This is a genomic window from Burkholderia sp. LAS2, assembly GCF_018417615.1.
GTDB classification, from domain to species: Bacteria; Pseudomonadota; Gammaproteobacteria; order Burkholderiales; family Burkholderiaceae; genus Burkholderia; species Burkholderia sola.
The window spans coordinates 2,931,265-2,949,288 of the sequence record NZ_CP071052.1; the positions used below are offsets into that span (position 1 = coordinate 2,931,265).

At 65.3% G+C, this 18,024-nt stretch carries 19 protein-coding genes; 6 read left to right on the forward strand and 13 right to left on the reverse strand.

All coding sequences use genetic code 11. The annotated features are described in order from the left end of the window. Window positions 1-66: 66 nt before the first annotated feature. Together JYG37_RS13555 and JYG37_RS13560 are read left to right on the forward strand one after the other, a co-directional pair. A complete protein-coding gene (locus JYG37_RS13555; RefSeq protein ID WP_050016504.1) occupies window positions 67-741 on the forward strand; it encodes an energy-coupling factor ABC transporter permease in 675 nt (224 codons plus the stop codon). A gap of 169 nt (window positions 742-910) precedes the next feature. Next, window positions 911-1,537 (forward strand): BspC domain-containing protein, encoded by a 627-nt coding sequence (locus JYG37_RS13560; protein WP_089488674.1) that lies wholly within the window; start codon window positions 911-913, stop codon window positions 1,535-1,537. An 84-nt stretch (window positions 1,538-1,621) separates the two neighbouring features. Here JYG37_RS13560 and JYG37_RS13565 read toward each other — a convergent pair whose 3' ends face one another. Further along, a complete protein-coding gene (locus JYG37_RS13565) occupies window positions 1,622-2,776 on the reverse strand; it encodes a M14 family metallopeptidase (RefSeq protein WP_124554874.1) in 1,155 nt (384 codons plus the stop codon). Window positions 2,777-2,916: 140 nt separating this feature from the next. Continuing rightward, window positions 2,917-3,699: a peroxide stress protein YaaA gene (gene yaaA, locus JYG37_RS13570; protein WP_213345502.1), complete on the reverse strand. Its 783-nt coding sequence runs from the start codon at window positions 3,697-3,699 to the stop codon at window positions 2,917-2,919. A gap of 57 nt (window positions 3,700-3,756) precedes the next feature. Between yaaA and JYG37_RS13575 the strand changes: the two genes are divergently transcribed. Both JYG37_RS13575 and JYG37_RS13580 read left to right on the forward strand, forming a co-directional pair. Further along, window positions 3,757-4,242, forward strand: a complete 486-nt coding sequence (locus tag JYG37_RS13575; protein ID WP_124651453.1) for a putative toxin-antitoxin system toxin component, PIN family — start codon at window positions 3,757-3,759, stop codon at window positions 4,240-4,242. Window positions 4,243-4,270: 28 nt separating this feature from the next. Next, window positions 4,271-5,443, forward strand: a complete 1,173-nt coding sequence (locus JYG37_RS13580) for a pyridoxal phosphate-dependent aminotransferase (protein WP_213345503.1) — start codon at window positions 4,271-4,273, stop codon at window positions 5,441-5,443. A 39-nt stretch (window positions 5,444-5,482) separates the two neighbouring features. Here JYG37_RS13580 and JYG37_RS13585 read toward each other — a convergent pair whose 3' ends face one another. After that, window positions 5,483-6,139, reverse strand: coding sequence for a glutathione S-transferase family protein (locus JYG37_RS13585; RefSeq protein ID WP_124631404.1), 657 nt, complete (start codon window positions 6,137-6,139; stop codon window positions 5,483-5,485). Between the two features lie 202 nt (window positions 6,140-6,341). Between JYG37_RS13585 and JYG37_RS13590 the strand changes: the two genes are divergently transcribed. Continuing rightward, complete coding sequence (locus JYG37_RS13590; protein ID WP_124554871.1) at window positions 6,342-7,133, forward strand: oxepin-CoA hydrolase, alternative type; 792 nt, start codon at window positions 6,342-6,344, stop codon at window positions 7,131-7,133. A gap of 209 nt (window positions 7,134-7,342) precedes the next feature. Beyond that, window positions 7,343-8,035 (forward strand): glutathione binding-like protein, encoded by a 693-nt coding sequence (locus JYG37_RS13595; protein WP_050016513.1) that lies wholly within the window; start codon window positions 7,343-7,345, stop codon window positions 8,033-8,035. A gap of 47 nt (window positions 8,036-8,082) precedes the next feature. Here JYG37_RS13595 and JYG37_RS13600 read toward each other — a convergent pair whose 3' ends face one another. The 10 genes from JYG37_RS13600 to nuoL form a co-directional block, all read right to left on the reverse strand. Then, window positions 8,083-8,559, reverse strand: a complete 477-nt coding sequence (locus JYG37_RS13600) for a MaoC family dehydratase (protein ID WP_089488680.1) — start codon at window positions 8,557-8,559, stop codon at window positions 8,083-8,085. Next, window positions 8,556-9,017 carry a MaoC family dehydratase gene (locus JYG37_RS13605; protein ID WP_050016488.1) on the reverse strand — a complete coding sequence of 154 codons (462 nt, stop codon included), beginning with the start codon at window positions 9,015-9,017 and terminating at the stop codon, window positions 8,556-8,558. The genes JYG37_RS13600 and JYG37_RS13605 overlap by 4 nt, the downstream gene beginning before the upstream one ends. A gap of 38 nt (window positions 9,018-9,055) precedes the next feature. Continuing rightward, on the reverse strand, window positions 9,056-10,189 hold the full coding sequence (locus JYG37_RS13610) for an acyl-CoA dehydrogenase family protein (RefSeq protein ID WP_124631403.1): 1,134 nt from the start codon (window positions 10,187-10,189) through the stop codon (window positions 9,056-9,058). A 19-nt stretch (window positions 10,190-10,208) separates the two neighbouring features. Next, window positions 10,209-11,405, reverse strand: coding sequence for an acyl-CoA dehydrogenase family protein (locus tag JYG37_RS13615; protein WP_124631402.1), 1,197 nt, complete (start codon window positions 11,403-11,405; stop codon window positions 10,209-10,211). Between the two features lie 55 nt (window positions 11,406-11,460). Next, the gene (locus JYG37_RS13620; protein ID WP_050016483.1) at window positions 11,461-11,883 is read right to left on the reverse strand and encodes a DUF1178 family protein; all 423 of its coding nucleotides are present in this window, start codon (window positions 11,881-11,883) and stop codon (window positions 11,461-11,463) included. Window positions 11,884-12,019: 136 nt separating this feature from the next. Then, window positions 12,020-12,610 (reverse strand): NUDIX domain-containing protein, encoded by a 591-nt coding sequence (locus JYG37_RS13625; RefSeq protein ID WP_050016481.1) that lies wholly within the window; start codon window positions 12,608-12,610, stop codon window positions 12,020-12,022. Between the two features lie 39 nt (window positions 12,611-12,649). Next, window positions 12,650-12,946, reverse strand: a complete 297-nt coding sequence (locus tag JYG37_RS13630; protein WP_006478276.1) for a DUF2818 family protein — start codon at window positions 12,944-12,946, stop codon at window positions 12,650-12,652. Further along, window positions 12,946-14,400 (reverse strand): NADH-quinone oxidoreductase subunit NuoN, encoded by a 1,455-nt coding sequence (nuoN, locus tag JYG37_RS13635; RefSeq protein ID WP_175886159.1) that lies wholly within the window; start codon window positions 14,398-14,400, stop codon window positions 12,946-12,948. The genes JYG37_RS13630 and nuoN overlap by 1 nt, the downstream gene beginning before the upstream one ends. A gap of 39 nt (window positions 14,401-14,439) precedes the next feature. Then, window positions 14,440-15,930, reverse strand: coding sequence for an NADH-quinone oxidoreductase subunit M (locus JYG37_RS13640; RefSeq protein ID WP_124679319.1), 1,491 nt, complete (start codon window positions 15,928-15,930; stop codon window positions 14,440-14,442). Between the two features lie 18 nt (window positions 15,931-15,948). After that, window positions 15,949-18,009, reverse strand: coding sequence for an NADH-quinone oxidoreductase subunit L (gene nuoL, locus JYG37_RS13645; protein WP_050016476.1), 2,061 nt, complete (start codon window positions 18,007-18,009; stop codon window positions 15,949-15,951). Window positions 18,010-18,024: the final 15 nt, after the last annotated feature.

The following is an 18,024-nucleotide window of genomic DNA, read 5'->3' on the forward strand; positions in this document are numbered from 1 at the left end:
TCGATATTGCGACGGTCGGGCATGTGCAGGCTCCCACCTTTGATGCTCAACGAGTAATATGGACGCATGGGTTTTCTTTTCACACCGCTTCCGCTCTGGGTTGGCATCGGTGGCTGGATCGCCGCCGTGGCCCTGCTCGCGCTCGCGATCTGGAATCGCCCCTTCGTACGCCTGCAAGACGCCACGCTTCAGCACGTGTGGCTCGCGCTCGTCACAGCGATCGCGGTCCTGTGGGCCTCGAACGCATGGCTCGAAGATGGCATCGTCATGCATCTGCTCGGCGCGACGTTGCTCGTCACGCTGTTCGACTGGACGCTCGCACTGGTCGCGATGGGCGCCGTCACGGCGATTGCCGCGGTCATCTTCGACGCGCCGTGGCAAGGCATCGGCCTGACCTATCTGATCTACGGTGCGCTGCCTGTCGGCGTGTCGGCGTTGCTGCAACGCGCCGCACTCGCGTGGCTGCCGCACAACCTCGCGTCGTTCATCACCGGGCAGGGCTTCCTGTCGCCCGCTATCGCGATCGTCGCGGTCGCCGCGGCGGCGGCCGGTGTCCAGCTCGCGCTCGCGGACGGCGTGCCCGTCGTGATTCCGGCCGGCTATCTGCTGAACACCGCGCTGCTCGCGCTCGGCGAGGCCTGGTTCACCGGCATGGCAACGGCCCTCATCGCCGTCTATCGCCCCGCGTGGGTCACGACCTTCGACGTCCGCCGCTACCGCCTCGGCGGCCCGCGCGCCTGAATTTCCTCCGCATCGGACGAGCGCACACGCGTATCGGCGGCCATTCCGCCGCGCGCGCCGAATACGTCACCTACTGCCGCACAACTTTTTTACGCTAAGATTGAACTCCTGTTCTTCATCGGGCATCTATACGTGCCCGACGTCTTCTTCGCTCCTCACCAATAACCAGATGGACAGCTCACCTGCCTCGCTCCGGATTTTCCGGGCGCTCGGCAAGCTGGCAGCCTGTATCGCGGGCCTGTCGCTTGCGCTTCCCGCACCGGTATTCGCCGACCTGCTCGACCAGCGTTCCGAACTGATCAACAAATTCGTCAACGAGATGCATGCCGATCCGCTCGCCGCCGATTGTGCGGCGCACGGCAGCTTCATCGCCAGCACGTCGACGGCGTTCGATCGCGTCGACTTCGCGCCGAACGCATTCGACGGCGGCAACGCGACGATCACCCCGTGGAACGACTCGTTCGACCAGGGCAAGCAGCGTGTGAAAGTCGACAACATCGTCACCGTCGACGGGCTCGGCATCCATAGCGACGGCAGCGACCCGACGCCGCTGAAATTCCGTTGCGGCTATGTCGGCCAGCAAATGCTCGCGTTCAGCTGGAACGATCCGGTTCCGCCGCTGAAGCCGCGCGTCGAGCGCTCGTCGTCTTCGACGAAGAAGTTCAAGGGCAAGTCGCACCGCGGCAAAGCCAAGGCGAAGGCATCGGGCCGCACCGGCAGCAAGAAGGCCGTCGCGACGAAGAAATCAGGCGGCCAGAAGAAAGCCGTGAAGAAAAAAACCGCGAAGAAGTCCTGATACGGCGGAGCGGCGACGACAGCATCAAAAAAGGCCGGTGCATCGCAAGATGCGCCGGCCTTTTTCATGCGACGACGGCTGCGCTTACGCGAACGTGTCGACGTGCACGAGGATCGCGGCCAGCATCGCCGCGCCGAGCGCCGCGCTACGCTCGCCGTTCCAGCCGACGCGCTCGTCGGGCAGGTTCGCATTGTCCTTGAACGGCATTTCGAGCGTCAGCGACAGGCAGCCGAACTGGTGGCCAATGTACTTGGACGCGAGCTTCAGCGCGTCTTCCTTGTACTTGCTCGCCGCGTAGCCATGCTCGGTCTGGAAGTCGGGGCTGGCGACCTTGAACGCGTCGATGAACGCGGTCTGCTCCTTGCGCTGCTGCTCGGTGAAGCTCGGCAGCATCTCCGAGCCGGCGACGAACACGTACGGCAAATCCTCGTCGCCGTGAATGTCGAAGAACATGTCGCAGCCGATCGCGTGGATCGCATCGCGCACGGCCAGCACTTCGGGGCTGCGCTCGGCATCGGGCGCCATCCACTCGCGGTTCAGGTTCGCACCGGCCGCATTGGTGCGCAGGTTACCGTGCACGCTGCCGTCCGGGTTCATGTTCGGGACGATGTGGAACGTCACGCGATCGTAGAGCTTGCGCGCAACCGGGTCGCCCGCCCAGTCGCCCCATCCGGCCAGCCGCTTGACCAGGCCTTCGACGAACCACTCGGCCATCGATTCGCCCGGATGCTGGCGCGCGATGATCCACACCTTCTTCTTCGGCGCGCCATCGGTTTCCGGCGTGCCGAGCGTCAGCAGCGACATCGGACGGCCTTCGACCGTGCGGCCGAGCTCGGCGACCCTCGCCTGCGGCAACTGCTGGACCGCGCCGAGAAACGCCGCGTGACGCTCTTCGGAGTACGGTTCGAAATACGCGTAGTAGATGCTATCGAATTCCGGCGTATGGTCGATGGTCATCGTCTTGCCGTCGAATGTCGTCGGCACCCGGAACCAGTCGACGCGGTCATAGCTCGCTACCGCGTGGTAGTTGCGCCAGCCCGACGGATACGCGCATTCGGCTGCGTTCTCGAACGTCATCACGCATCGCTCGCCGCGCGCCCCCGTCAAACGGTAGTAAAACCATTGCGCGAATTCCGAGCGATTGTCGCCACGCACGCGCAGCCGGATTGCGTCGGGGCTATCGCACGACACGACGTCGATTGCGCCCGCGTCGAAATTACTGGTGATCGAAACGGCCATCTGTCTATCTCCTTTGTCGACCAGCGTAAGCGCTTCAGCGCTTACGCTGGTCCCATGCAAAGCGGTCGACCGAATCGGGCAGCGTACCGCCTGTCCGGCCCCAATGCATGCGCCGGCCGTCTCGTGAACGGCCGGCTGGGTCACTCGCCGATGCGCCGGCGATATACGTAAGTCGAATCGTTCGACGCCGCCGCATCGAACGCATAGCCTTCGGTCGCGAATGCCTTCAGCGCCTTCGGGTCGGTGATACGGTTCTCGACGACAAAACGCGCCATCAGGCCACGCGCGCGTTTCGCATGGAAGCTGATGATCTTGTAGCGGCCGCCCTTCCAGTCCTCGAATACCGGCGTGATGACCGGCGCGGCCAGCAGCTTCGGCTTGACCGACTTGAAGTATTCGGTCGACGCGCAGTTGACGAGCACGCGCGCCGCGCCGCTGCGCGTCTCGAGCTGCTCGTTCAGCGCCCGCGTGATGCGGTCGCCCCAAAACGCATACAGATCCTTGCCGCGCGCGTTCGCGAAACGCGTGCCCATCTCGAGCCGGTACGGCTGCAGCAGGTCGAGCGGACGCAACAGCCCGTACAGGCCCGACAGCACGCGCACGTGCTGCTGCGCATAGTCGAGATCGGTCGGCGACAGCGATTTCGCGTCGAAACCCTCGTAGACGTCGCCGTTGAACGCCAGCACGGCCTGCTTCGCGTTGGCCGGCGTGAAGGTCGGCGACCAATCGGCGTAGCGCTGGAAGTTCAGGCGCGCGAGCGGGTCGGAGATATCCATCAGCGCCGCGATGTCCTGCGGCGACAGCTTGCGCAGGTCGGCGATCAGCTCCGACGCCTCGTCGACGAATGCAGGCTTCGTGTAAGACTGGACGTGCGCGGGCGTCTCGTAGTCGAGGGATTTGGCGGGAGAGAGAACGATTATCATAGAGGCTCGCTGGCACGCCGTGCCTTGCGGTCAGACGAAAACCACCGATTGTAACGAATGCCCCGCTCTCTCGCCCCGCATGCCGCCCACCGCGTCGTGCTCGACTCGAACGTCTGGATCGACATCCTCGTATTCGACGACCCCGCTACGCGCCCAATCCGTGCCGCGCTGGAGCGCGGCACGCTGGCCGCCGTAATCGACGGCCGCTGCCTGACCGAACTCGAATACGTGCTCGACTATCCGCAGTTCCAGTCGCGCGCGATCGACAAGGCTGCCGCGCTCGCGACGGTCACCCGGCTCGCGAGCCTCGTCGAACCGTCGCCCGTCGACGCCGACGCGCCGCCGCTGCCGAAGTGCAAGGACCGCGACGACCAGAAATTTCTCGAACTCGCCCGCGCCGCACAGGCCGACTGGCTCGTGTCGAAAGACCGCGCGCTGCTGAAGCTCGCGAAACGCACCGCACGCGACTTCGGCTTCCGGATCGCGCAACCCGCGCCGTTCGTGGAAGCCTGCGCGCTCGACGCCACGGCGACGCCGGCCTGACGCCTCACACCCGAATTCGACCGTCTCGATGAACGCTCCTTCAGATATGCCAACGACTCCCGTTTTCCCGTCGCGCCTGCCGAACGTCGGCACGACGATCTTCACGGTCATGAGCGCGCTTGCCACCGAAAAAGGCGCGGTGAACCTCGGCCAGGGCTTCCCGGATTTCGATTGCGATCCGCGCATCGTCGATGCGGTCGCCACCGCGATGCGCAACGGACACAACCAGTACCCGCCGATGGCCGGCGTCGCGCCGCTGCGCGACGCGATCGCCGACAAGATCGCGCAGGTGTACGGCCGACGCTACGATCCGGGCACCGAAATCACCGTGACGGCCGGCGCGACGCAGGCGCTGCTGACGGCGATCCTCTGCGCGGTGCATCCGGGCGACGAAGTGATCGTCGTCGAGCCGACCTACGACAGCTACCTGCCGTCGATCGAGCTTGCCGGCGGCAAACCCGTGTTCGTCACGCTGGACGCACCCGACTACACGATCCCGTTCGACCGTCTCGCGGCCGCGATCACGCCGAAAACGCGGATGATCCTGATCAACACGCCGCACAACCCGACGGGCACCGTGTGGCGCGAGGCCGACATGCGCAAGCTCGAGGACATCGTGCGCGGCACCAACGTGCTGATCCTGTCCGACGAGGTCTATGAACACATGGTCTACGACGGCGCGCGCCATGAGAGCGTCGCGCGCTACCCGGAGCTCGCCGCGCGCAGCTTCATCGTGTCGAGCTTCGGCAAGACCTATCACGTGACGGGCTGGAAGGTCGGTTACGTCGCGGCGCCGGCGGCGCTGACCGCGGAATTCCGCAAGGTCCACCAGTTCAACGTGTTCACGGTGAACACGCCGATGCAGATCGGGCTCGCCGACTACCTGCGCGACCCGGCGCCGTACCTGTCGCTCGCGGGCTTCTATCAGAAGAAGCGCGACTTCTTCCGGGCCGGCCTCGAGCGCACGCGCTTCAAGCTGCTGCCGTGCACGGGCACGTACTTCCAGTGCGTCGATTACTCGGCGATCAGCGACCTGCCCGAAGCGGAATTCTCGAAGTGGCTCACGTCGGAGATCGGCGTGGCGGCCATTCCGGTGTCGGCGTTCTATCATGAGCCGCACGAATCGGGCGTCGTGCGCTTCTGCTTCGCGAAGCAGGAAAGCACGCTCGCATCCGCGCTCGAACGGCTCGCCCGCCTGTAAGCCCGGCAGGGGCGGCCACGCGCCGCCCGTCAGACACGCTTACGAACGCACGACGTTCGCCGCTTCGACATACGCCTTGCGCTCGGCTGCCACGCGTTGCGCGGCCGGGCGTTCACCGACCGTCTTTGCGTGCGCCTTCCAGTCGATGCCTGCATCGAGCAGGAAGTCGCGCCCGAAGACGGCCTTCGTCGCCATCCCGACGACCGGCAGATGAACCCACGCGGCCATGTCCGCGAGGCCGAACGAGTCGCCGAGCACATGCGGCGAAAAGCGCGTCATCTGCTTGAATGCATCGATCGCGCGCGGCAGGCGCTTCTCGACGTGCGCTTTCATCCCGTCGCTCACCTTGCCGCCGAAAAACGCTTCCGTGTACACCTCGCGCGCCATCCATTCGAGATACAGCTCGAGCGTCTCGACAAGTTCGCGCACCTTCGCCGCAGCGAACGGGCTTGCGGGGAAAATGCCTTTCTCGGGATAGCGCGCCGCCAGGTATTCGATAATCGCCTGCGACTCGAACAGCGCGCCCTCTTCGGTCTTCAGGAACGGAATCTTGCCGAGCGGCGAATCGGCAAGCTGCGCCGGATCGCTGATCGGCAAACCGCACACCCGTTCCTCGAATGGAATGTCGTGCTCGAGCAGGACGAACTTCACCTTGTTGTAGTAGTTGGACAACGGAATACCGCACAGCTGTAGCATCGGGGTCTCCTTCCTTGCTGAAGCGCGGCCGCATCGACGCCGGCCGCATCGGGATTCATCGCGCTGAAAAGCACGTCCGTGCTAGTCTAAAGCAAGTTGTGTGTTCGTCACGACGACATTACCTCCGCTGCGGCGTCGGCTTCGCCCGTCCGCGCGACACACGCGGCGTCGCCGCCGCGCCATCCGATGGAGACACGCTCGCATGAGTGCTGAACTGCTGGCCTCGCGTCCGCCCGAGAGCGAATCGACGCTCGTCCTCACGCTGTCCAATCCCGGCGCGCGCAACGCGCTGCATCCCGACATGTACGCGGCCGGCATCGAAGCGCTCGCCACTGCCGAGCGCGATCCGGCGATTCGCGCCGTGGTGCTGACCGGCGCCGATCGCTTCTTCTGCGCAGGCGGCAACCTGAACCGGCTGCTCGAGAATCGCTCGAAGGATCCGTCCTTCCAGGCCGACAGCATCGATCAGCTCGCGGCATGGGTCACGGCGATCCGCGCGTCGACGAAGCCGGTGATCGCGGCCGTCGAAGGCGCCGCGGCCGGCGCGGGCTTCTCGCTCGCGCTCGCGTGCGACCTGATCGTCGCCGCACACGATGCGAAATTCGTGATGTCGTATGCGCGCGTGGGCCTGACGCCCGACGGCGGCGGCTCGTGGTTTCTCGCCCGCGCACTGCCGCGTGCGATCGCGGCCGAAATCCTCTTCGAAGGCAAGCCGGTTGCCGCCGAACGCCTGCATGCGCTCGGCGTCGTCAACCGGCTCACCGCGCCCGGCACGGCACTGAGCGACGCACTGGCATGGGCCGACGCGCTCGCCGGCATCTCGCCGAATGCGCTCACGCGCATCAAGTCGCTGCTCGACGACGCGACCGCGCAACCGCTGGACGCGCATCTCGGCACCGAGCGCGATCATTTCGTCGCGTCGCTGCATCATGCGGACGGGCTCGAAGGCATCACCGCCTTTCTCGAGAAGCGCCAGCCGCGCTACAAGCGCTGATCCGCCGCGTCGGCCTTCGAACCGACGCTACGCCGCGACGTCCATCCGATGCGCCGCGCGCAACACCCGCGGCGCTCTCCCGTGCGGCCGCGCATGCCCGTCGGCACGCGCGTTTCCGTCGCCAGCAGCCCGTGTCGATCCATGCTCTAATGACCGCCTGTCGCGGCGCCGCCGGCGCCGTTTTCGCGCATGCCACACAGGAGTTGACGATGATCGACGTCTACAGCTGGGCGACCCCGAACGGCCACAAGGTACACATCATGCTCGAGGAAACCGGCCTCGCGTATCGTGCGCATCCAGTCGATATCGGTGCCGGCGACCAGTTCAAGCCCGAATTCCTGAAGATCAGCCCGAACAACAAAATCCCCGCGATCGTCGATCCGGACGGCCCCGGCGGCCAGCCGATCTCGCTGTTCGAATCGGGCGCGATCCTGATCTACCTCGCGGAGAAGACCGGCAAGTTCCTGCCGACCGAGCCGGCCGCGCGCTATGCGACGCTCGAGTGGCTGATGTTCCAGATGGGCGGCGTCGGCCCGATGCTCGGGCAGGCGCACCACTTCCGGCTGTATGCGCCGGAGAAGATCGAGTATGCGGTCAACCGCTACACGAACGAAGCGAAGCGCCTGTACAACGTGATGGAAAAGCGGCTCGGCGAATCCGAGTATCTCGCAGGCGACACGTACACGATCGCGGACATTGCGACGTTCCCGTGGACGCGCTCGTGGCAAAACCAGGGCATCGTGCTCGATGAACTGCCGAACGTGAAGCGCTGGCACGAGGCGATCGCCGCGCGACCGGCCGTGCAGCGCGGCGTCGAGGTGCTCGCGTCGATGCGCAAGGCGCTGCAGGACGACAAGGCACGCGAGGTGCTGTTCGGCGCAACGCAATACGCGAAGCACTGACGAGCGTGTAACGAGCGGAGCGGCATCCGCGCATGCCGCTCCGTGCTTCAGAAGTAATGCAGCGTGACGAACTCCGCCGCGCATACCGGCAGCGGCGCGTCGGGGCGCTCGACCTGCATCGATACCGACCACGTTACCTGGATGCCGCCGCGCGCGGCGTCGGCGGTTTCCTTTACCGCGAACAGCGCACGCACGCGCGCCCCGACCGGCACCGGCTTCAGGAACCGCACGCGGTTCAGCCCATAGTTCACGCCCATCTTCTGCTCGAAGCGCATCGCGTCGGTCATCAACGCAGGAATCAGCGACAGCGTCAGGAACCCGTGCGCGATCGGCCCGCCGAACGGAGACTCGCGTCGCGCGCGTTCGGGGTCGACGTGAATCCATTGATGATCGCCGGTCGCGTCGGCAAAACCGTCGACGCGCGGCTGGTCGATCTCGATCCAGCCGCTCGCGAGCGGCTCCGCGCCGACCCGCGCCTGCAGCGCCTGCGCCGATGCGATCAGCGGCAAGGTCACGTCGGTCATGAGTTCGCGCCCCCCGGATGGCGCAGCCCGAAAATCACCTTGGTGTGCACGGAGATCACCGTCTCGCCGGCTTCGTTCACGCCGATCCATTCCGTCGACACGATGCCGCGATCGGGCTTGCTCTCCGACACGCGTTTGTCGTGCACCTTCTGGTACATCGTGATCGTGTCGCCGGCGCGCACCGGCTTCAGCCAGCGGATCGAATCGATGCCCGGCGAGCCCATGCTGGTCGAATCCGGCCCGAGCTTCTGGACCAGCAGGCTCATGAATACCGAGCACGTATGCCAGCCGCTCGCGACGAGCCCGCCGAAATGCGACGCCTTCCCCGCTTCCTCGTCGACATGGAACGGCTGCGGATCGTAGCGCTTCGCGAACGTCTTGATGTCGTCGGCCTCGAACGTGTAGCGGCCCACTTCGGTGGTACTGCCGACCACCAGGTCTTCGTAACTGATGCCCACTGATAAGTCTCCTTGTCTGGCGCGCTCGCGCGTCACCGTCATGCTACGTCGGTCTGCGCGAAATCGGGCAGCGCCGCGATGCGGGCGAGGTGATGATCGGTATCGCCGAGCGTCGTCTCGATGATCGACAGCCGCTTGAACAAATGCGCGGCGGCCACCTCGTTGGTCACGCCCATGCCGCCGTGCAGTTGGACCGCCTGCTGGCCGACGAAGCGCGCGGCCGCGCCGACGCGCGCCTTCGCGGCCGACACGGCCTTGCGCCGCGCATCGGCATCGCCGTTCGCGTAGCGGACCGCCGCGAGATAGGTCAGCGAACGCGCCTGCTCCGCATGGATCAGCATGTCGACCATCCGGTGCTGCAGCGCCTGAAAACGCGCGATCGGCACGCCGAACTGCTCGCGCGTCTTCGTGTATTCGACCGTCGCGCGATTCAGTTCGTCGAGCGCGCCGACCGCTTCCGCGCACAGCAGGAAGGTCGCGTAATCGGCGATCTGCTCGAGCGCCGCCGCGTCGCGCGCCCCACCCGTCAGCAATCGGGCCGGCGTTTCGTTGAACATGATCGTCGCGGCGCGCTGGCCGTCGATGGTCCGGTAGTCGACCACCTTCGCATTGGCCGCATCGCGTTCGACGACGAAGAGGCCGAGGCCGCCGCCGTCGACCCGCGCAGGCACGATCCACGCGTGCGCCTGGGCGCCGTGCTGAACGACCGACTTGGTACCGGTCAGCCGGTACGTGCCGCCCTGCCCGCGCGCGTGCGTGTCGAGCTCGTACAGGTCGTAGCGCGCGTGCGGTTCGTGGAACGCGACCGCCACGCGCTTGTGCCCCTGCGCGACCGCCTCCAGCAGCGCGGCATCGTCGCCCGCGCCGGAGCCGGCGATCCGCAACGCCTCGACGCCAACCGCCGTGGCCCAGTACGGCTCGATCACGAGCGCACGGCCGAGCTCCTGCATCACGACCAGCATGTCGACCGGGCCGCCGCCGAAACCGCCCTGTGCGTCCGGCACGGGCAACGCGGTCAAGCCCAGTTCGGTGAATGCGCTCCACTGCGCATCCGACACGCCGGTATCGCTACGCACGATCGCCTGGCGCGCGTCGAAGCCGTATTGCTCGCCAAGATACCGGCGCAGCGCGTCGGCGAACTGCTGCTGCTCATCGGTAAAGCTGAAATCCATGGTTGTCTCCGTTCCCTGATCACAGCCCCAGAATCATCTGCGCGATGATGTTCTTCTGGATCTCGTTCGACCCGCCGTAGATCGACGTCTTCCGGTAATTGAAGTAGTACGCGGCGAGCGGCGCCGCATCGTCGTCACCGGCGATGCTGTGTTCGCGCTCGCCATCGAGGAACGGCACGTCGAACGGTGCGGCCAGCGGACCGATCGCTTCGACCATCAGCTCGGTGAGCGCCTGCTGCACCTCGGTGCCCTTGATCTTCAGCATCGACGCCTCGGGGCCGGGCCCCTTGCCGCTCGTCTCGCGGCTGACGACGCGCAGCACCGTCACCTCCAGCGCCATCAACTCGACTTCGAGCGCCGCGACCTTCGCGGCGAACACGGGATCGGCGAGCAACGGCTTGCCGTTCTTGCGCTGGTTCGATGCGACGCGCTTCAGGAACGCGAGCTCCCGCTTCGACGCGCCGACGCGCGCGATGCCGGTGCGCTCGTGGCCCAGCAGGTATTTCGCGTAGGTCCAGCCGCGGTTCTCGTCGCCGACGAGGTTCTCGACCGGCACCTTCACGTCCTCGAAGAACACTTCGTTGACCTCGTGGTCCTCGTCGAGCATCACGATCGGGCGCACCGTGATGCCGGGCGTCTTCATGTCGATCAGCAGGAACGAGATGCCTTCCTGCTTCTTCGCGGCCGGATCGGTGCGCACGAGGCAGAACATCATGTCGGCATACTGGCCGAGCGTGGTCCAGGTCTTCTGGCCGTTGACGACGTAGTGATCGCCGTGGCGCTCGGCGCGCGTGCGCAGCGACGCGAGGTCGGACCCGGAACCCGGCTCCGAATAACCTTGGCACCACCAGTCCGAGCCGTCGAGAATACGCGGCAGATAGTGGCGCTTCTGCGCTTCGCTGCCGTATTTCATCAGGACCGGCGCGACCATCGACACCCCGAACGGCAGCACGGTGGGCGCACCGATCCGTGCGCACTCCTCGTCCCAGATGTGCCGCTGCGTCGCGTTCCAGCCCGGGCCGCCGTATTCGACCGGCCAGGCGGGCGCGGACCAGCCGCGCTGGCCCAGGATCCGGTGCCAGCGCGCGAAATCCTCGCGGTCGAGTCGTTTGTGATCGAGTACCTTGGCGCGCAGTGCGTGAGGCAGGTTGGCCTCGAGCCAGGCGCGGACGTCGGCGCGGAACGCGTCGTCGGCGGGGGAATAGTCCAGATCCATGCGCAGTGTCTCCTGTCCGCGGCCGTCCGGCCCGGCCAAGGACACACTGCGTACGTCATTGCAGCGGTTCTTTCAGCGCGGCAGGAATCGGCAGCGGCATCACGTCGATGCCTTCTTCGACCAAGGACTGCGCATCCTCCGGCGTCGTGACGCCGCGAATGCTGCGTGCGGGCGCCTCGTTGTAATGGATGCGCCGCGCTTCCTCGGCGAAGCGCTCGCCCACGTTCTCGGTCTTCTCCAGCACCTCGCGCAGCGCGCGCATCACCTGCGCCTGCAGCGCACGCGGATCGGCCGGCTGCGGCTGCGTCGCGCCCGACAGGTTCAGGCGCGGCGCGGACGGCATCCGGTTGATCTCCGTCGTTCCGCACACCGGGCATTCGACCAGCTTGCGGGACAACTGCGCTTCGAATTCATCGGCGGAAGCGAACCAGCCTTCGAACCGATGACCGTGCGGACACTGTAAATCGAGGACCTTCATGCTGAATCAGGGCGTGTGACGAGTGTAGCGCAAAAAGCGGTTTTGTGAACGGTCGTGCTAAATCCCGATCGCGCGGCACGAACGCACCGCGTCACCGGATTGTAACGCGGCGCCCCGCCCGCCGCTGACGCCGTGCTCAGGGCGTGACGACCGGCCCGAGCGGCCACGCGCCGGACAGCACCTTGTCGAGCCACATCGTGCCGATGATCGTCTTCACGTCGGAGATCTGGCCCGTGCGCACCCATTCCTGCAGGTCGGCCAGCGTCGCGGTGAAGGTTTCGAGGAATTCGCCTTCGTCGAGCTTGCGCTCGCCGGCCGTGAGCCCGCGCGCGAGGTACAGGTCGATGAATTCGGTCGAATAGGAAATGATCGGGTGAATACGGGCCAGGAACACGTATTCGCGCGCCGTGTAGCCGGTTTCCTCGCGCAGTTCGCGCGCCGCACACGCGAGCGCGCCTTCGTTCGGGTCGAGCTTGCCGGCCGGGAATTCGGCCATCACCTTGCCGATCGGATAGCGAAACTGGCTCTCCATCAGCACGCGGCCGTCGTCGAACAGCGGGATCACCATCACCGCGCCCGGGTGTTGCACGTATTCGCGCGTGGCATTCTTGCCGTCCGGCAGACGGACGGTGTCGCGCTTGAGCTTGAGGAACGCGCCTTCGAAGATCGCCTCGCTTTCGAGGCAGGTTTCGGTCAGTGCGGCGTCGTGATTGGGTAGTTCGGCCATCGGCGGCTCCTGAATGAGCACGACGGACGGCCGAAGCCGTCAGCGTCGTTTGACGAGATACTGGAACGTGAAGCCGGGAAACGCGAACACAACGAAGAGACTGAACGTGATCGCGTAAAACTGCCAGCCCTGTTCGAAGCGGTTGCCGGCGCGCGACTCGAGCCAGAAGCCGAGCGCGCCGACGACGAAGTACAGCACGATCAGCTCGCCGATCCGCACCCACGCGTTCTTCTTCGTCGCGCCGAACGGCACGACGGCGAAGAGGCGTTGATTCAGGAACGGCAGGTTGGCGCAGACGAGCGCCAACAGCACGATGAACCAGCCGGCTGCCGACATTACAGCGGCAGCGTGTGACGGATGGCCTGCAGGCAGGCGGTCAGCAGCGGGCTCGGGATCAGACCGAGCACGACGACGGCCAGGCCGTTCAGCACGAGGATCGTGCGCTTGCAGAAATCGCCCGAGATCGGCGTCGAATCCTGCGGGGCATCGAAGTACATCAGCTTCACGATGCGCAGGTAGTAGAACGCGCCGAACAGCGACGTGATCACGGCCAGCACGGCCAGCCACGTGAGGCCCGCGTTGACGGTCGCCTCGAGCACGGCGAGCTTCGCGTAGAAGCCGACGGTCGGCGGGATGCCGGCCAGCGAGAACATCATGACCATCATCACGAACGCGAACACCGGGCTGCGCTTGTTGAGGCCCTTGAAGTCGTCGATCGTTTCCGCTTCGAAATCGCGGCGCGCGAGCAGCATCACCACGCCGAACGAGCCGAGCGTCGTGATCAGGTAGACGATCGCGTAGAACATCGCCGAGCTGTACGCGTTCGCCGGTGCCGCCGCGTCGCCCTTCACGATGCCGGCGAGCAGGCCGAGCAGCACGAAGCCCATGTTCGAGATCGCCGAGTACGCGAGCATCCGCTTGATGTTGCGCTGGACGATACCGGTGATGTTGCCGACGATCAGCGACAGCGCGGCGAGGATCACGAGCGCGGTCTGCCAGTTCTGCGCGAGCGGCAGCAGGCCCATCACCAGGAAGCGCAGGCCCCATGCGAACGCGGCAACCTTCGGGCCGCCGCCGACAAACAGCGTCATCGCGGTCGGTGCGCCCTGGTAGACGTCCGGCACCCACATGTGGAACGGCACGGCGCCCAGCTTGAACGCGATACCGGCGACGATGAAGACCACGCCGAACATCAGCACGGCCGCGTCGGTGTTGCCGCCGACCGCCTTGTACACCTCGCCGAGCTCGAGCGAGCCGGTCGCGCCGTAGAGCATCGAGATGCCGTACAGCACGAAGCCCGACGCGAGCGCGCCCAGCACGTAGTACTTCATCGCGGCTTCGCTCGACTGGGCAGCATCGCGGCGCAGCGCGATGACCGCGTACAGCGACAGCGACATCAGTTCGAGGCCGAGGTACAGCGTCAGGAAGTTGTTGCCCGACACCATGACCAGCTGACCGAGCAGCGAGAACATGCCAAGCAGGAACACGTCGCCGCGGAACATGTCGCGGTCTTCGAGGTACTTGCGCGAATAGACGAGCGACACCGCGAAACCGAACGACACGACGGCCTTCATCGTGCTCGCGAACGAGTCGACGACGACCATCTTCGAGAAGAAGTAGTACTGCTGCGGGTCGAGCGCCTGGACCGAGAACCACACGCCGGCGACGACCGACGAGACGACCGCGATCAGATAGGTCAGGCGGCGGCCGGACGCACCGGTAAAGGTGTCGTTCAGCCAGGCGACGACGATGGCGGCCAGCACCAGCGCGTCAGGCAACAGGACATTCATAGGGGCGTTTTGCATGATCTTGAGTTCCTCCGCTCGCGATTACTGGGCCAGCGGCAGCTTCGACTGCGCGACGTGGGAGAGGAGGTTTTCGACGGAAACGTGCATCACGTCGGTGAAAGGCTTCGGATACAGGCCCATCAGCAGCGTGAACGCGGCAAGCACGGCCAGCATCAGGAATTCGCGACGGCCGATGTCCTTCAGCTTGGCGACGTGATCGTTCGCGACGGCCCCGAAGTACACGCGCTTGTACATCCACAGCGTGTAGGCCGCGCCGAGGATCAGCGTGAATGCCGCACCGAAGGCGATCCAGAAGTTGTACTGGACGGCCGCGAGAATCACCATGAACTCGCCGACGAAACCCGACGTACCCGGCAGGCCGCAGTTGGCCATCGAGAACAGCATCGCGAATGCCGCGAACTTCGGCATCACGTTCACGACGCCGCCGTAATCGGCGATCTGGCGCGAGTGCACGCGGTCGTACAGCACGCCGATGCACAGGAACATTGCGCCCGACACGAAGCCGTGCGAGATCATCTGGACGATCGCGCCTTCGACGCCGAGCTGGTTGAAGATGAAGAAGCCGAGCGTGACGAAGCCCATGTGCGCGATCGACGAATACGCAACCAGCTTCTTCATGTCGGCCTGCACCATCGCGACGAGGCCGATGTAGATCACCGCGATCAGCGACAGCGTGATCACGACCGGCGCCAGGAAGTGGCTCGCGTCAGGCGTGATCGGCAGCGAGAAACGCAGGAAACCGTATGCGCCGAGCTTCAGCATGATCGCGGCCAGCACGACCGAGCCGCCCGTCGGCGCTTCCACGTGCGCATCCGGCAGCCACGTGTGCACCGGCCACATCGGCACCTTCACCGCGAATGCGAGGAAGAACGCAATGAACAGCAGGATCTGCGGCGTCATCGCGATCTTCGCGTTCTGCCACGTCGCGAGGTCGAACGAATGCGTCTGCGTGTACAGGTAGATCAGCGCGACCAGCATCAGCAGCGAGCCGGCCAGCGTGTACAGGAAGAACTTGAACGCCGCGTACACGCGGTTCGGGCCGCCCCACACGCCGATGATGATGTACATCGGGATCAGGGTCGCCTCGAAGAACACGTAGAACAGCAGGCCGTCGGCCGCCGAGAACACGCCGATCATGATCCCGGACAGGATCAGGAACGCCGCGAGGTACTGCGCGACGTTCTCGGTGATCACTTCCCACGCGGCGATCACGACGATCACCGTGATCAGCGCGGTCAGCACGACGAACCACATCGAGATGCCGTCGACGCCGAGGTGATACGCAATGTCGAAGCGTTCGATCCAGGTCGACTTCTCGACGAACTGCAGCGCAGCCGTGCTCGAGTCGAAGCCCGTGATCAGCGGGATCGTGACCGCGAGGCCGAGCAGCGCGCCGATCAGCGCGACCCAGCGGGCCGTCCCCGGATTTTTGTCGTTACCCACCGCCAGCACGAGGAGGCCGAAAACGATCGGCAGCCAGATCGCGGTACTGAGAATCGGAAAAGCGTGCATTAGTGTTGTCTCCCCGCCTTATTTGCCGCCGAGCGTTACAAACAGGGTCAGGAGCCCCAGCATGCCGATGATCATGGCGAACGCGTAGTGATAGATGTAACCGGATTGGAGGAAGCGGATCACGCCGGCGAACCAGCCGATGAACCGGGCGCTGCCGTTGACGAGGCCGTCGATCACTACGACGTCGCCCTCCTTCCACAGGCCGCGGCCGATCGCCACCGAACCGCGGGCGAACACCACTTCGTTGATCTTGTCCATGTAGTACTTGTTGTCCAGCAGCGTGTAGATCGGGCCGAACGCGCGGCGGATCGACGCCGGCAGTTCCGGACGCTTCAGGTACAGGAACCACGCGACGACCACACCGGCGAGCGCCAGCCACACCGGCAGGCCCGACACCGAGTGCAGGCCCATGCCGACCCAGCCGTGGAACTCTTCGGCCATCTCGGCCAGCGCCGGATGGTTTTCGCCGATGAAGATCACCTTGTCGAATGCGACGCCGTGCTGGAAGAAATCGCCGAACAGCATCGGGCTGATCGCGATCGCGCCGATGATCACCGACGGGATCGCCAGCAGGACCAGCGGCACCCACACGACCCACGGGGTCTCGTGCGGCTCGTGCGCGTGGTCGTCATGACCGTGGTCGTGGCCATGGCCGTGATCGTCGTGGCCATGTGCGGCGGCCATGCCCATCGGCGATTCCGGATGCTTCGGATGGCGGAAGCGCTCTTCGCCGTGGAACACCAGGAAGTACATGCGGAACGAGTACAGCGCCGTGACGAACACGCTCGCGACGACCGCGAAGTATGCGAAGCCCGAACCCGGCAGGTGCGACAGCTTCACCGCGTCGATGATCGAGTCCTTCGAGTAGAAGCCCGAGAAGAACGGCGTGCCGATCAGCGCGAGCGAACCGACGAGCGACGTGATCCACGTGATCGGCATGTACTTGCGCAGGCCGCCCATGTTGCGCATGTCCTGGTCGTGGTGCATGCCCATGATGACCGAGCCGGCGCCGAGGAACAGCAGCGCCTTGAAGAACGCGTGCGTCATCAGGTGGAACACGGCGACCGGGTAGGCGGACACGCCGAGCGCGACGGTCATGTAGCCGAGCTGCGACAGCGTCGAATACGCGACCACGCGCTTGATGTCGTTCTGCACGATGCCGAGGAAGCCCATGAAGAGCGCCGTGATCGCGCCGATCACCGTGATGAACGACAGCGCGGTATCCGACAGCTCGAACAGCGGCGACATGCGCGACACCATGAAGATGCCGGCCGTGACCATCGTCGCCGCGTGAATCAGCGCCGAGATCGGGGTCGGGCCTTCCATCGAGTCCGGCAGCCACACGTGCAGCGGGAACTGCGCCGACTTACCCATCGCGCCGATGAACAGGCAGATACAGGCGACGGTCAGCAGGCCCCAGTCGGTGCCCGGGAAGTGCAGGCTCGCGAGTTCCGCGCGCTTCGCGAACACTTCGCCGTAGTTCATCGAGCCGGCGAACGCGAGCAGCAGGCCGATGCCGAGCAGGAAGCCGAAGTCGCCCACGCGGTTCACGAGGAACGCCTTCATGTTCGCGTAGATCGCGCTCTCACGCGTGAAGTAGAAGCCGATCAGCAGGTACGACACCAGACCCACCGCTTCCCAGCCGAAGAACAACTGCAGGAAGTTGTTGCTCATCACGAGCATCAGCATCGAGAACGTGAACAGCGAGATGTACGAGAAGAAGCGCTGGTAGCCGTCTTCTTCCGCCATGTAGCCGATCGTGTACACGTGCACCATCAGCGAGACGAAGGTCACGACGACCATCATCATCGCGGTCAGCGAATCGACGAGGAAGCCGACCTCGAGCTTCAGCGAGCCGACGTTCATCCATTCGTAGACGGTCGCGTTGAAGCTTGCGCCGCCCATCACGTCGAGGAAGACTTTCGCCGACAGGAGGAACGCGATCATGACGCCGAGGATCGTGATCCGGTGTGCGCCCTTGCGCCCGACTGCGTTCCCGAACAGCCCCGCAATCAGCGAGCCGGCCAGCGGAGCGAGCGGAATCGCCAGCAGCAGGTTTTCATTGAGTGTCGTTGACATAACAGCGTAGCCTGA

Coding starts and splice junctions, on each gene's coding strand:
- JYG37_RS13555 (WP_050016504.1), top strand. CDS start 67: ATGGGTTTTCTTTTCACACCGCTTCCGCTCTGGGTTGGCATCGGTGGC.
- JYG37_RS13560 (WP_089488674.1), top strand. CDS start 911: ATGGACAGCTCACCTGCCTCGCTCCGGATTTTCCGGGCGCTCGGCAAG.
- JYG37_RS13565 (WP_124554874.1), bottom strand. CDS start 2,776: ATGGCCGTTTCGATCACCAGTAATTTCGACGCGGGCGCAATCGACGTC.
- yaaA (WP_213345502.1), bottom strand. CDS start 3,699: ATGATAATCGTTCTCTCTCCCGCCAAATCCCTCGACTACGAGACGCCC.
- JYG37_RS13575 (WP_124651453.1), top strand. CDS start 3,757: ATGCCCCGCTCTCTCGCCCCGCATGCCGCCCACCGCGTCGTGCTCGAC.
- JYG37_RS13580 (WP_213345503.1), top strand. CDS start 4,271: ATGAACGCTCCTTCAGATATGCCAACGACTCCCGTTTTCCCGTCGCGC.
- JYG37_RS13585 (WP_124631404.1), bottom strand. CDS start 6,139: ATGCTACAGCTGTGCGGTATTCCGTTGTCCAACTACTACAACAAGGTG.
- JYG37_RS13590 (WP_124554871.1), top strand. CDS start 6,342: ATGAGTGCTGAACTGCTGGCCTCGCGTCCGCCCGAGAGCGAATCGACG.
- JYG37_RS13595 (WP_050016513.1), top strand. CDS start 7,343: ATGATCGACGTCTACAGCTGGGCGACCCCGAACGGCCACAAGGTACAC.
- JYG37_RS13600 (WP_089488680.1), bottom strand. CDS start 8,559: ATGACCGACGTGACCTTGCCGCTGATCGCATCGGCGCAGGCGCTGCAG.
- JYG37_RS13610 (WP_124631403.1), bottom strand. CDS start 10,189: ATGGATTTCAGCTTTACCGATGAGCAGCAGCAGTTCGCCGACGCGCTG.
- JYG37_RS13615 (WP_124631402.1), bottom strand. CDS start 11,405: ATGGATCTGGACTATTCCCCCGCCGACGACGCGTTCCGCGCCGACGTC.
- JYG37_RS13620 (WP_050016483.1), bottom strand. CDS start 11,883: ATGAAGGTCCTCGATTTACAGTGTCCGCACGGTCATCGGTTCGAAGGC.
- JYG37_RS13625 (WP_050016481.1), bottom strand. CDS start 12,610: ATGGCCGAACTACCCAATCACGACGCCGCACTGACCGAAACCTGCCTC.
- JYG37_RS13630 (WP_006478276.1), bottom strand. CDS start 12,946: ATGTCGGCAGCCGGCTGGTTCATCGTGCTGTTGGCGCTCGTCTGCGCC.
- nuoN (WP_175886159.1), bottom strand. CDS start 14,400: ATGAATGTCCTGTTGCCTGACGCGCTGGTGCTGGCCGCCATCGTCGTC.
- JYG37_RS13640 (WP_124679319.1), bottom strand. CDS start 15,930: ATGCACGCTTTTCCGATTCTCAGTACCGCGATCTGGCTGCCGATCGTT.
- nuoL (WP_050016476.1), bottom strand. CDS start 18,009: ATGTCAACGACACTCAATGAAAACCTGCTGCTGGCGATTCCGCTCGCT.